Below are 13,519 nucleotides of genomic sequence, written 5' to 3'. Positions count from 1 at the left end.
CGTTCTCCAGTTCTTCATGCCGACAACGGCGTCGGCTATGTGTGGTCGCCCCCGAATCGGGCGAACAGCCGAGCGAATGTCATCGCCGCCTCGAGCAGCTCAGTCATCAACACGTATTCGTCTCGGCGGTGGGCCATGGTGATCGACCCCGGCCCGTAAACGACGGTCGGAATTCCCAGATCGTTGCGCAGGAATCGCGCGTCACTACCCAGATTCAGACCTCGTACCGGGCTGCGATCGCCGGTGGCCTGTGCTACCAAATCAACGAACGGATCGTCGGATGCCAGCTCCGATCCCGCAGCGAACGCCGTCACCTCGAAGGTGTAGTCAATGTCCGGCACCGCACGTCTGATCACCGCTTCCAGCTCCTCAACCACGTCTTCGCAGGCCTGGCCGGGCAGCACCCGTCTGTCGATGCGCAACACGCACGAACTGGCGACGATATTGGGTGCGGTACCGCCGTCGATCTGGCCCACATTGCAGCTGGGCCGTCCCAGCAGCGGATGGTCCGGGCCGCCGAAATCAGCGCCGTGCAAGGCCTCGACCACCCGTGCCGCATCAGCGATCGCCGAATGCCCCGCACCGGGATCACTGCCATGAGCCGCTCGGCCGGACACCGTGATCTCCGCCAGCAGAACCCCTCGCTCCGCCACCCCGATCTGCAGCTCACTGGGTTCGGGCACCACAGCGGCGTCCGCCGCAATCCGCCCGGCCGCTGTCAGCGCTTCAGTGCCCCATCGCCCGCCGGTCTCTTCGTCCGCGACGAGATGGAACGTCACGTCGCAGCGTGGCAGGACAGCGGCGTCCAAGCAGGCCCGCAGACCCTCGATGGCTGCCGCGATACCACCTTTCATATCGCAGGCGCCGCGGCCGTATAGGCGGCCATCACGGATCACCCCACCGAACGGCGGCAGCGTCCACTCCGACTCCACCACGGGCACCACATCCAGGTGACCGTTGACCAGCAGCGTCGGCCGGCCTGGCGGTCCGGTTCCGGTGACGCTGGCCAATAGCGAAGTCCGCTTCGGTGCCGCCTCGAATATCTCCACCGACGCGCCCAGTCTGGACAACGTGTCGCTCAACAACGGCAAGATCGATGTTTCGTCACCCGGTGGATTTCGGGTGTCACATCGCACCATCGCCGCGGCCAGTTGCGCGCAGCGCCATCCGTCGACGGCGGCTGCTGCCAACTCGGCGTCGTTCACAGGTAATCCTCTGCGTCGGCGAGGAATCCCAGTGGCGCGATTCCTGCCAGAAACTCCCGCAGCGCAGGGCGATGTGCGAACAGGTCCGCGAACGACTCCTTCGCGCCCGTCCGGTCCCCGCTGCGCGCCATCAGCACAGCTCGCCAGAACTGTGCTTCACGGTTGTCGTCACCCAGTAGCGTCTCTGCCTCCCCGAGCCCGGCGAGCTTGTCGCGCAACACTTCACCGGAGACGTTCTGGAAGGGCCCGATCATCAGGTCTTGGGCAAAAATCACCTCACCGATGACATCGAATGCGCGGTGGCGCGGTAACAGGCGGCCGAGTTCGGAGACCGGATCGGGGTGATCGTCAACACGGATGTCGATCTTCACGTGTTGCCAAGGCGCGTCCGAACGCTCAGCACCCAGGACCCGCAACACCGCCGACTGCGAACCCCGTACATCGCCGCCAGCCGCCTCGGCGGCGTGCATCGCAGTCAGAAGGCGCTCCGCCAGCGGGCCGGTGGCACCTCGATAGGCATCGAGCATGTCATGGCAGACCAGTTCGCTGGCCAGCATGTTGCCCTGTACCGCAACAGCTTCCCCGAGCAGACCGGTGGCTGCCGGAGCGCAGCGCTGACCGGTGAACGATGCCACCTCGCCGTGGACGTCGACGATGGCGAGCTGTCGATACTCCGACAGTGGGTCCGTCGAGGTCACCCGTTCGAGCGCGGTACGCGCTGTTGCGCCTGCCCGCATGGCGGCGACAGCCATCGGACCATAGTCCACGTTGACAAACGCTTGGGTCGCGACCACGCCGACCCCCGCCTCACCCCAGCCAACCAGCCGGCCGACGCCGAAGAAGTGTGACTGCGAACCGATTCCGAGCTCTCCGGTGGTTTCATCGCGAGCGACGATCGAATATGTCATGTCCTCACCTCGGTCTGTGCTGAGCCGCTGTGCGCGGCGATCAATTCGGCGATCCGATTCGGCACCTCGAGCATCGGCAAATGCCCCACATCATCGAGCAAGACATACGAACCACCTGTCCGGCTTGCGATCTCAATGGACATCTCGGGCGCGCAGGTCGGATCGACACAACCCCCGACCGCCAGAACCGGGGCCTGGACTTGTCCGGCCAGGTGGCGGATGTCGGCACTGAACGCCTCGCGCATGATGGCCTCGATCACCGCAGCGGGCCGTGTTGCCGCGACGCGGGCAGTCTCAGCCAGATCCGGTGCACCCCGGTATCGAGGACCAACGATCTGCGGCACCAGCTCCTCGAAGTAACGCCGTGTTCCCGCACCATGCATCGCGGCCGTCATGTCGGCAATGGCAGCCTCGGAGACCCCGGTGCCGAGCGTTGATCCCAGGGTGGTCACGCTGCGCACCCGCTGCGGGTATATCGCCGCCATCGCCAGGGCGATCGTGCCGCCCAGCGAGCCACCCACAAGGTGCACGGCGTCGAGGCTCAGCCCATCGAGCAACGCCAGGACGTCCAGGACGTAACCGTCCTCGACGGTGTACGGGCCGCTGTACCCGGAGTCACCGTGACCGCGAAGATCCAGTGCCACCATCGACAGACCTGACATCCGCATCACCGGGTGCCACACCAGGCTCGCGGTATTGACGGGGTGGAGAAGCACAATGGTGGGCTCCGTCCCGGCCACCACCGATCGGGTTGCCGCCAGTTCCCCGACCGGACCCTGGATCCGAAATGATGTCAGCGACGGAGTCATTCGGTCACATGCTTCAGAGTGCCGTGGGGCGCCGCTTCACTGACATGCATGTGCCAGATGCGCCACTGAGGCGCACCCGCGCCATCGTCGCGGCGATAGAACTCGGTGTTGCGGAACCGCATTGGTCCCGAGTTGTCCAGACCCCCGCTCGGGCTGGGCAGCTCGATTTCGCACTCACCTTCGGAGGTGAGTAGTGCGACGTCACCGAAGACCTCGACAACCGGCTCGCCTACGTCGTCGATGCGGACGATATTGGCACCTACGGCCTGCAGATTGCGCCAGAGTTTCGCCTTGTCTTCGACACCGTTGTAGGTGAAGCCATTGAGGTTGAACTGTAGATAGTTCAGGCCAGTTGGAAAGAAGTCGATCATCGACTCCGCGACGAGCCCGATGTTGGCCGCTAGCCAACCGCGGTGCACCGCGAGCACGGCTGCGGCATCGGTATCGGTCATGGAAACTCCCATCAGTGCGATTTGAATTTGGCCGGATTGGCCGAAGTGGATGGGGTCAGGCCAGTAGCGTCGCGATGGCCGATAGTGACTCCCGGCCATTGGATTCCACGATCGGGACGACGACGACCTTGTCGGCGCCGGCGTCGAACAGCCGGTCGATCGCTGCCTGCGCTTGAGCTGGAGTGCCCGTCACCGACAAGAGATCAACCCACTCGTCGGGCATTTCGGCAGCGACAGTCTCACTGCCGCCGCGCGCCAACATGTCGGCCAGGCGATCGTTCCCATCGATGGCGGCCAGCATCGGGTTCGGACCCGTCGCGGCGAGGTAGAAACTGAGAACGGGTCGGATATCGGCTCTGGTGCTCGCCGCGGCGACCGGATCACGGGCAACGTTGACCGCACACAGCACCACGAGATCTGGGCGGATGTCCCGGCCGGCCTCGGCGGCCGCCTTGTCGAGCTTGGCCCGGGTCGCGGCAACATAGTCCGGCGGGGCCAGCACACTGACAACCAGGCCATCGGCCAGTGCACCAGTCAGCGCCACTCCTTTGTCGCCGAGTACGCCGGTGTACAGCGGGACAGGATCGTGCGGAGGGTGGGTCAGAGTGACTCCCGAGAAGCGGTGCACCGCACCGTCGTCGGTCACAGTCTGGCCGCTCAGGAGCTGCCGAACCCCGGTGATGGTTTCGCGCAGCGCACTCATCGGCGAGCGAACCGTCAATCCCATCTGTGCGGTCCATGCGGGTACCCCGTGACCGATGCCAGGAGCGACCCGGCCGGGGTAAGCCCTTGCCAGGGTGGCTATCTCCATAGCCAGCAGTGCTGGGTGCCGCACCACCGACGCCACCACCGAGATCCCTACCCGGATGTCTGTGGTTGCCCCCAGAGCGATGGCCGCGGCCGACACTCCGCCGAGGAAGAAGTAGTCCTCGGGGATCCACAGCTCTCGGTAACCGCTGTCCTCCACCCACTTAGACAGCTCTGCAATGCTTTCCGGTGGTGTAGTGCTGCCGAGCAGCACCCCTATGCGTTTATCATGCCCACTGGCCATGACTGGTCCTCCACCCTTTCTTCAGTGGCCCGGTTCTTCGATGATTTCGATGGCGCCGACGGGACAGATGTCGGCGGCTTGCCGCACGGCAGTGCGCTGCTCGTCACCCGGGTGTTCATCGAGCAGGCTCACCCAGCCTTCGGTCGAGAACCCGAACACCGTTGGTGCAATGCGCTGACAGCTTCCGCTGGCCATACAAAAGTCCGAATGCACGATCACTCGCATGGCGCTTCGCCCCTCACAGCGTCACCGGGCGGCAATTCCAGGTGCGCGCAAGAATGTTGTGCGTGCGTCGCGCTGCCGGTGCCGTGCCCGCGGCAAAGTCTGGGAACCGCTCCAGAAGCTTGCGCAGCACCACCTCCCCTTCCATCCGAGCCAGCGGCGCACCCACGCAGTGATGGATGCCGTGACTGAAGGCCAGATGCCGGGAGGCATCCCGATCGATGTCGATGACCCCGGGATTGTCGAACTGACGCGGATCGCGATTGGCCGCAGCAATCACCTGAAAGCACATCTGACCCGTTCGGATCTGTTGGCCACCGTATTCGGCATCCGCCTTTGCCTTGCGGAAGTTCAAGTGGAACGGCGGATCGAAGCGCAGCATCTCCTCGATCGCTCCGGCTATCCGGGCTGGATCGTCGAGGAGTGCCGCTTTGACGTCCGGTCGGTCGATCATGATGGTCATCGCACTACCGATCAGCGCGGTGGTGGTGTCGTTGCCGGCCGCCAGCAGCAGAGTGATCTGTGAGATGGCCTCCTCATCCGTGAGACAACCACCGTCGTCGGCCTCGGTGGTCGCGATCAGTGTGATCAAGTCGTCCCGCGGATCGGCTCGACGCTGCGCCACCAGATCGGACAGGTAATCCATCATCTCCAGCGCGATGCGGATCGACGAGTCTCGCAGGTTCCCTTGAACACCTGGATCAAGGGTGCGGCCGTAGGCTTCGGACCAATGCCGCAACTCTGCCCATTTATCTTTGGGCACACCAAGAATCGACGCGATCACCGCCACCGGAATGTCCGCTGCGAAGTGCGGCATTATGTCGAGTTCCTCACCAGGCTGGTAACGTGCCAGCACCTCGTCGGTGACTTCCTCCATCATCGGACGCCAGCGCGCTATTGAGGTTCGGGTGAATGCGTGACGGAAGATCGACCTGATCCGGGTGTGCACAGGCGGATCTTGAAAGATGAACTGGCGCGAACTGATCGAAATGAAGCGGCGGTGCTCGGAGTCCTCGGGGTTGTGCGCACTGGGCGCACCGTCATAGAAGGTGTCGCTGGAAAACTCAGCAGACCTGGTGACCATCGATTTCACGTCGTCATAGCGAGTGGCCACCCATCCGCCGAGGACATCCGACCAGTGGACCCCGGTGCCCATCTCCCTGAGCTGCTCGTAGAGCGGGTAGGGGTCGGCAATGCCTCCGACCACCAGATCGGTGATGAGCTCCGCTGCGCTCGCGTTACTGACCGCGCTGACCATACATACCTCCTGCCGATTGAAATCCAGACTGTCCGTGCACTATTCGTGTGGCATTCGGGTGAACGCTGCCCGTTTGTATGCGTTGAGGCATCCGTACGTACCACAGTCGAACTACGTATTCGCCTGGTGTCGACGCAAACCGGGCCGAGGCCCCGGCGCCGCAACAGCCTCGAGAGCGCATGGCTGTCATCCCGCTCCTTCTGGCAGCAACAGTTTCTCGAGCGTGGGCTGTTGCATCGTCGCGGCAAGGTTGGCCTGGCTGTAGAGCCGGCCATCCAGACCGAGGTAATCTCCCGTCTCCGGGTCATACCTGGCGACACCTACAGGCACGGCCGACTTCTGACTCGAATCAGCTTGCGCGACAGCGGGCGATTCCTGCGGCACCGACTGGCCGGTGGTGGTGGCGTTTGGGTCGCCCTTCCAGTTGGACCCGTCATTGAGTGGTACGTACTGTTGGTCGCTTTCGCACATCTCGACGGTCGGCGCCCGTTTACCGGGCACGGTCAAGCAGGGGAGATTACGCATACCGCGAACCGCCAGGTACGGATGATCTTGCGGGACACGGCAGTACAAAGACCCGGCAGGGCGATCCGGATAATCCTCCAACGCCGGCGATCGTTGCTGCTGAGCGGGCAGGAATCCCGTGTTACACGGTGGCGGCAGATTCAGATTGAGATTGAAGTCCAGATACATCCCGGTGTAATCCTGTTTGGTGTCCAGGTTCCCGATCGCCAGTGCGCCCATCATCGCCACGGCCTGTGGTAGCAGCACCAACAGCTGTTCCAAAGCCGGCTGATAGGAAATCGCGACTTGGTTGACGCTCACCAGGTTGGCCAGTAGCACCGGCAATGTGGGCCGGAGTCGCTCGATGAGGCTGCGGGCCTCCTCGGCAGCCGCGGGGGTGTTGGCGAGCAGACCCCGCAACGACGAATCATGGTTCCGCAGCTGGCCTGTGATCGTTGCCAAGTTCGCGGCCCAGGCCCCAATCTCATCCGCTGTCTCCGCGTGCGCGTCAAGTACCGGTTTGGACTGTTTGATCAGGGCAACCATCGAGTCCAGTTCAGCTTTGGCATCGAGTGCCAACTGCGTACCGCCCTTGACGATTCGGGCCAGCTCCGGGCCCAATCCCCCCACCGCCGTGTAACTCTCGTCAATGACGGTGCGGAGGTCGGGTTTCGGAACCGCCGCGAGGCCCCGATTGGTGGCATCGAGCAGACTCCCGATGTCCGGGGGCACCGAAGTCCGGTCGACCGGGATCACGTCACCGTCGGCCAGCATCTCGCCACCGGTACTGCGCGGCAGCAGCGCCACGTAGAGCTCGCCGATCGCCGACTGGCTGTGCACCTCGGCGTCAACATCGGCCGGGACCTTGATCCCGGAATTCAGCGAGAGCACCGCCTCGGCACCGGCGGGAGTGAGCGTCACCCGGTCGACGCGACCCACCTCGGTGCCGCGATACGTCACATTCGCGCGGGGGTAGAGGCCGGCGGAGCGATGGAGTTGCACAGTCACCGTGTAGCGGCCCAATCCGAACAGCTGGGCGGGCAGCTTCATATAGCCAACGGCCATGATCGTCATCACCACGCACGCGACGACGGTGAACACTGCCAGCTGAATCTTGGCGAAGCGGGTCAGATTCATCAGGGTCCCTGGTCAGCCTGGTAAGGAATCAACAGTGGGTTGCCGCCGGTTGCCGGACTGGGTAACACACCAACAGTTCGGCCCCACTGCATTTCGAGCCGGGTCAACGCTCCCTCGAAACGGGTTCCGGTGAGCAGCGAGGTATCCAGCCGACTCAACGTGAGGTCGAAGATCGCGGTGAGGTTGCCGAAGTCCCCGCGGATCCAGTTGCGCACACCCTCCTTCGTCCACGGGAAGGTCGACAACAGCGACAGTGATTCGGTGACAGCGGGCCCCGCGTTGGCTATCTGCTCCAGCACCGGCCACAGGTCGCGGTATTCGCGGATCAGCGCATCGTCGATCGAATTCACCGAGCCGGCGACCAACGCATTGAGGTGCCCGAACTGGTCGAGTGCTTCGACCAGTTGATCACGGTCGTCGCGCAGGATCGCCAGCGCTTGCGGGAAGAGTTCCAGTGCACGATCCAGGACAGCCTGGCGGGCGGCAAAGCGGCCGGTGAGCCTGTTGATGCTGTCGGTTGCGGCGAGGATCTCGTTGGTCTGGCCGTCCAGTCGCCGAGTGAATACCTCAACCTGGTCCACGAATCCCCGCAGATCCGCTTCCCTGCCGTTGAACGCGGTGCTCAGCGCTTCAGTGATCTCGCCCGCCTGCGCCAGCCCGCCGCCGTTCAGCAACATCGATGCGGCCGCCAGGGTCTGCTCAGTAGTCGGATAGGCACCTCCCTGAGACAACGGGATGACCGAGCCGTCGTGCAGCCGTCCACGCGGTGGCTCACCTTGCGGCGGGGCGAGTTCGATGTGCAGCGATCCCAGCAGGCTGGTCTGAGCGACCTTCACTGAGGTGTTCTCCGGAAGATCCACATCACCGTCGAGGCGAATCGTCACCAACGCATGCCAGCCTTGCCGTTCGATGCGAGCAATGCTGCCGACCGTGACATCGGCGACGCGTACCCGCGAATTCGGTTCCAGATTGGCCACATCGGGCAATTGGGCCTGTATGTGGAATGAGCCGTCACCCCGACCGGCCACACCGGGCAGCGCCAGCGAGTTCAGGCCGTGCCAGCTGCAGCCGGTGGTAAGCCACAGCCCCACGATTGTCCCCAGCGCGAGCGCTCGCCGACGCCAGCTCATGAACCACCGCCAGCTGGCGGAGCCATCATGCCGGTCAGTCCGCGCGCGGGGTCAGTGGCAACCGTCTGCTGGCCCTCGACGGGCGGGAGTTCCTGCCGTTGGTCAGGCCGCATCCAATTCTCGCTGTAGGTGACCTCATTGGGTCGAGCTGCAGCGTTGACGAATGGATTGATGCCGACCGGGGGGAAGTTGTACTGCCGGTTCTTCACAATCGGCGCGAGATACTGCACACACAGTTTCGCAGCCTGTTCGGCGCCCAATCTCGATGCCGCTTGCACAGCGCCGCAGAGGAATTGAATCGGATTCGCGAAATTATTCAGCGCGAGCGCGCCGGTCAATGAAGCATGCGCGGGCTCGTAGACGTTGATCAGATTCTGGAATGTGGTCGGGGCCAGATGCAGGACCTGCTTGATATCGCCCATGCTGTCGACCATCGCCTGTACCACCGAGCCCAGCTTGTCCGACGTGACGCCGAGCCTGTCGCGATGTTCGGAGACGAACGTTGCCACTTCGCTGGCCGCTTGGTTCATCCCATCGATGGCGGCACCGATCTGGTCAGGTTTGTCAGCGACCAACCCGCTCACCGCAGCGAGATTCTGGTTGAGCTCCCGCATGAGCAACGCACTGGACTGCAACCCAGAGACCAGGGTCGCCAGATTCTTCACCGATGCGAAGATGTCGGCGCTGTGATCCCCCAGTGCCGATAGTGCTTGCGACAGCTCCACTATCGCCGCACGAATGTCTTGGCCACGACCGCGCAGGTTCTCTGCCGCAGTGGTGATGTAGGCGCCCAGCGGGCTGATTCCGTTGGCGCTCGGCTGCAGGCTTTCGCTGAGCTTCTCCAACTGGCGGCGGAAATCGTCCCACTCCACCGGCACCGCAGTCCTGCTCTGTGGGATCACGGCGCCATCCGCCAGAACCGGGCCACCGATGTATGCCGGTGTCAGCTGAATCGCCCGGGACGTGATCAGCTGAGGGGACAGGATAACGGCGTTGGCACCTGCAGGCACGGGGTGCCTGCGCTCGATCCAGAACGTGACTTTCGCCCGTTGAGGCTGCGGCTCAATCGACTTCACCTCGCCGATGCGAACCCCGAGCAACATGACGTCGTCTCCGGGAAAAATACCGTTGCTGTTGTCGAAGTACGCAGTCACCGTGACACGATTCCTGCTCGGCAAGGCCCCGACGGCGACGGCGCTCCCCGCGACAAGCAGCAGGACCAGGACGACGGTCAGGCCACCGCGTCGCCAGCGGTTCGTGATCACGACGCCGGCTCCGTCACACCCGGTCCCGGCGCCGGCGGTCCGGGCGGCGGACCACCCGGCGTCGGCGCGGGTATCGGTTCCCGATAGGGATATCGCGGATCACCAGGCTTGCCGGTAATTGCGTCGGGCACAGTCAATCTCGGCTCGCCGCCCTGGCCGGTGCGCGGGAACGGCACCGGCAGCGCCGGTGTCCCGGGCTGACCGACTTGGGGATCGTTGAGCTCGCTGGGCGCCAGCACCTTGGGATCCAGGCCCAGATCCGAGAACGCGGCGTCGATGAACGGCTGCAGGAATTGACCAGGTAACAGGTTCACCAAGTAGGCCTTGAAGAAGGGGCCCGACGCCACGGATTCGCCCAAGGACATCGCGTAGCGGTGCAGCATCGTGATGACCTGCCGAATTTCGGCCTTCCGCCCGTCGAGTATTGCCAGCACCCCGTTGACCTTGTCCAGCGCCGGCCCCAGTTCGGCCTTGTTGTCGCTAATGACACCCGACAACTGGGCGGTCACCGCGACGATGTTCTCGCTGACCTGATCCAGCGCGGCGCTCTGCTCCCGCAGCTGGGCGAGAAAAGCGTTCGACTGCGTGATGAGGCCGACGATCTGGTCGGTCCGCTGCGCGAGAACCGCGGTCGATTTGCGGGCGTTTTCCAACAAGTGCCGCAACTGCGCATCCCGTTCGCCGAGCGTTCGTGAGAAGCGAGCCACACCGTCGACCGCGCGGCGCAGGTCCGGAGGAGAATCGCGGAATGTCTCGGCCAGAGTGGTCAGCGCGTCGTTGAGTTGGCCGGTATTGAGGGCGTCCACCGTATGGGCCAGGTCCCCCAGAGCGTCGGGTAACTGGTAGGCGGGCGTGGTGCGCTGGGCGCTGATGAGTCCGGTCAACACACCGTCGCCGCGGGGGGTGACCTCGAGGATCTTGGCCCCTAGCAGGGTCTTGGTCTTCACCGCGGCCTCGGTGAGCTCGCCCAACCGGATTCCTTTCTCGACGGTGAAATCAATGGCGACACGGGACCCGTCGAGCTCGACCGCCGATACCTCACCGACCTGGTATCCCGCGATCTGCACCGCAGCGCCCGGACGGAGCCCACTGGCGTCGGCGAAGTAGGCCGAGTAGTGCCGACCGTTGGACAGAAACGGCAGCTTTTTGTATTGCAAGACCCCGGTGGCGATCACGCCGATCACCACGATGCCGACGACTCCGACGACTAGCGGGTTTCGCTGCGACAGTGCTTTCATCGGGCCGCGCACCGCCCGGTGTCTTGGCCGGCAACCTTGACGTACACCGGTTGCCCGCCCTTGCCGTTGAGCTTGAGGATGGCATCGCAGAGGTAGAACGAGAAGTAGTCGCCGTAGAGAGCCATCCGGTTCAGCGCCCGGTAGGTATCGGGCAGCGTGCGCAAGAGATCGTCGACCCCGTCAGCATCGGCAAGGATGGTGGACGCGAGCCGATCAGATTGACCAACAACGTTTTTGATATCTGGCCGGGACTGGCCGAGCAGGTCGGCGACCGTCACCGCGGCCGCATTCGTGGCGGCCACGGCATCGCTGATAGCGGTTTTGTGCTGATAGAGCCGCGCAACCACCTGCGACAGCGAGTCGATCGAGGAGTCGAAATCGTCGGTGTGCTCACCCAACGACCCCAACACCACATTGAGATTGCCGACGACTTCGCCGATCAGCCGATCGCGATCGGCGATCGTGCTGGTCAAGGTCGCCGTATACGAAAGGAATGAACTGATCGTTTCGCCCTGCCCCTGGAAAGCCTGGATCAACTGTCCGGTCAACGCATTCATCGCCTCCGGGTCCAGTGCCCGAAACAGCGGGCGGAAACCACCGATGAGCGCGTCGAGATCAAGGGCAGGCTGGGTGCGTTCACGCGGAATCATCTCGCCGACCCGCAGCGCGCGTGTGCCGCCGGGACCTTCCTCCAACTGAACCGACCGGCCACCGATGAGGTTCTCGTATCGGACCAGCGCCCGGGTACCCTCAGTCAGCGGTACCGAATCGTCAACGGCAAACTCCACAATCGCGTGGTTGGCGGCATCGATCGAGATGTTCCGCACCTTGCCGACCTCGACACCGGCGATGCGGACGAAGTCGCCGACCTTGAGCCCACTGACGTTCGTGAATTCAGCTCGGTAGGAACGGTCTTCGGTGAAGCGTAGTTGCGCGAACACGACGACGAGAACGAATGCACCCACTCCGCACGCCAGCAGGAAAGCGCCGAGTCTCCACAGGACGCCACCAAGGTCGTATCTCATCGACCGATTCCCCTCATCTTCAACGGAGTCCGTGCTCGGCGGGCAAGTCAGTAGCACTGTCGTTCGCCGCGTCCGGTGGTGGCGGCAACGGCTCGTATGGCGGCGCTCCCGGATAGGGAACCGGACCGATCGCGGGCGGACCTTCGCCGTGGAGGCTGGGTTGCTCGGGAACGGCACGAGTGACCGGAAACAGATTGAGCCACCAAGGATGGCCGATACCGGGATTGGGCCGAATGTCGACCCCGGTGCCCCATCCGGTGTTGGTGATGAGCTGACGTACCGGGAACTGCTTGCTGACATCGGGCAGTGACCCGCAACCGGGCTTGCCGCCGGGGCCCCCCTTTGCCGCCACGATCGGCAGGTTGTCGGGATAGCGGTAGGGGTCGTCACCCAGATTCAGCGCGCTGTCGAGCACGATGGTGCGGCCATTGCCGCCGACCTGTGCTCGCCCTCCGTGGTCCAGGTACCACTTGGCCCCCAACAGCATGCAGGTGTAGCTGGGGCTGTAGGTGTGCAACAAACCCGTGGTTGGGGCCAAGCCGTTGACAGCCTGGACGAGGTTGTCACGGTTGGGTTCAATCAAGCTGATTCCAGACTGGGCGAATCCAATCACGTTGAGCAGCAGAGCGTCCAAATTGCGTTCGTTGTCGACGATGGTTCGGCTCGACGTCGCGGCCGCGTCAAGAGTGTCGATGAGATTGTTGGCAGCACCGTCGTAAGCGTCGGCGAAGCGCCGAACCGAAACCCAGTCCCCGCGCGCGGTATCCATCAGCGGATTCAGCTGGGCAAGAACCTCATTGGCTGCGCTGGTGGCCTCACCGATACGGGAGCCCTGGCCCCGTACCGCCTCGGCCAGAGCGGCTAGCGTGGCGTTGAGTTTGGGCGGGTCAACGGTGTGTAACACGTCCACCAAGTTTTCGAACACCGTGTTGACCTCGGTGGTGACATTGCGCGACATCACCACTGTGCCGGCCCGGATATGAGTCTGCGGAATGCCGTCCGCTCCGATGAAATCGAGGTATTTCGCGCCGAATGCCGTGGTGGACCGGACCTCGGCCTGGACATCCTGCGGAATGAGAGCGACCTGATCGGGAAATAGTTCCACCCGCATCCGCACCGGGTTTCCACCTTCGACCCCGGCCACCCGGCCCACCTGGACACCGCGCATCCTGACCTTGGCCCCCGGCTCCATCACCAGCCCGGACCGCTGCGACATGACAACAACGTCGACGTAGGTGTTGAACCGCCCGGTGAACAGCGCAGCGGTCAGAGCGGCAATGCCGGCGATCACCAATACCAGGATTAGGGTCCACAG

Annotated in this window: 13 protein-coding genes; all 13 read right to left on the bottom strand. The window is 63.8% G+C overall.

What is annotated here, in order from left to right:
- Positions 1-35 precede the first annotated feature (35 nt).
- The 13 genes from G6N38_RS16100 to G6N38_RS16040 all read right to left on the bottom strand — a co-directional run bounded on the left by G6N38_RS16100 (position 36) and on the right by G6N38_RS16040 (position 13,495).
- The gene (locus G6N38_RS16100; protein ID WP_246227244.1) at positions 36-1,205 is read right to left on the bottom strand and encodes a M20 family metallopeptidase; all 1,170 of its coding nucleotides are present in this window, start codon (positions 1,203-1,205) and stop codon (positions 36-38) included.
- Entirely contained in the window at positions 1,202-2,113 is a 912-nt protein-coding gene (locus G6N38_RS16095; RefSeq protein ID WP_163749108.1) for a DUF1028 domain-containing protein, read from the bottom strand. Before G6N38_RS16095 ends, G6N38_RS16100 begins: the two co-directional genes overlap by 4 nt.
- Entirely contained in the window at positions 2,110-2,922 is an 813-nt protein-coding gene (locus G6N38_RS16090) for an alpha/beta fold hydrolase (RefSeq protein ID WP_163749106.1), read from the bottom strand. Before G6N38_RS16090 ends, G6N38_RS16095 begins: the two co-directional genes overlap by 4 nt.
- Entirely contained in the window at positions 2,919-3,374 is a 456-nt protein-coding gene (locus G6N38_RS16085) for a nuclear transport factor 2 family protein (protein WP_163749104.1), read from the bottom strand. Before G6N38_RS16085 ends, G6N38_RS16090 begins: the two co-directional genes overlap by 4 nt.
- Positions 3,375-3,429: 55 nt before the next feature.
- Entirely contained in the window at positions 3,430-4,425 is a 996-nt protein-coding gene (locus G6N38_RS16080) for an LLM class flavin-dependent oxidoreductase (protein ID WP_163749102.1), read from the bottom strand.
- A 21-nt stretch (positions 4,426-4,446) separates the two neighbouring features.
- A complete protein-coding gene (locus tag G6N38_RS16075; RefSeq protein WP_197748091.1) occupies positions 4,447-4,620 on the bottom strand; it encodes a ferredoxin in 174 nt (57 codons plus the stop codon).
- Between the two features lie 43 nt (positions 4,621-4,663).
- Positions 4,664-5,905: a cytochrome P450 gene (locus tag G6N38_RS16070; protein ID WP_163749098.1), complete on the bottom strand. Its 1,242-nt coding sequence runs from the start codon at positions 5,903-5,905 to the stop codon at positions 4,664-4,666.
- 186 nt (positions 5,906-6,091) lie between these two features.
- The gene (locus G6N38_RS16065) at positions 6,092-7,546 is read right to left on the bottom strand and encodes an MCE family protein (protein WP_163749096.1); all 1,455 of its coding nucleotides are present in this window, start codon (positions 7,544-7,546) and stop codon (positions 6,092-6,094) included.
- Positions 7,546-8,676 (bottom strand): MCE family protein, encoded by a 1,131-nt coding sequence (locus tag G6N38_RS16060; RefSeq protein ID WP_163749094.1) that lies wholly within the window; start codon positions 8,674-8,676, stop codon positions 7,546-7,548. Before G6N38_RS16060 ends, G6N38_RS16065 begins: the two co-directional genes overlap by 1 nt.
- Positions 8,673-9,938, bottom strand: coding sequence for an MCE family protein (locus G6N38_RS16055; protein ID WP_179968568.1), 1,266 nt, complete (start codon positions 9,936-9,938; stop codon positions 8,673-8,675). The genes G6N38_RS16060 and G6N38_RS16055 overlap by 4 nt, the downstream gene beginning before the upstream one ends.
- Positions 9,938-11,179 (bottom strand): MCE family protein, encoded by a 1,242-nt coding sequence (locus G6N38_RS16050; RefSeq protein ID WP_163749092.1) that lies wholly within the window; start codon positions 11,177-11,179, stop codon positions 9,938-9,940. Before G6N38_RS16050 ends, G6N38_RS16055 begins: the two co-directional genes overlap by 1 nt.
- A complete protein-coding gene (locus tag G6N38_RS16045) occupies positions 11,176-12,204 on the bottom strand; it encodes an MCE family protein (protein ID WP_163749090.1) in 1,029 nt (342 codons plus the stop codon). The genes G6N38_RS16050 and G6N38_RS16045 overlap by 4 nt, the downstream gene beginning before the upstream one ends.
- Positions 12,205-12,223: 19 nt before the next feature.
- Positions 12,224-13,495: an MCE family protein gene (locus G6N38_RS16040; RefSeq protein ID WP_246227241.1), complete on the bottom strand. Its 1,272-nt coding sequence runs from the start codon at positions 13,493-13,495 to the stop codon at positions 12,224-12,226.
- Between the last annotated feature and the right edge of the window lie 24 nt (positions 13,496-13,519).

The sequence above is a fragment of the Mycolicibacterium helvum genome (genome assembly GCF_010731895.1).
GTDB classification, from domain to species: Bacteria; Actinomycetota; Actinomycetes; order Mycobacteriales; family Mycobacteriaceae; genus Mycobacterium; species Mycobacterium helvum.
This window is presented reverse-complemented; position numbering and strand designations above follow the sequence as displayed.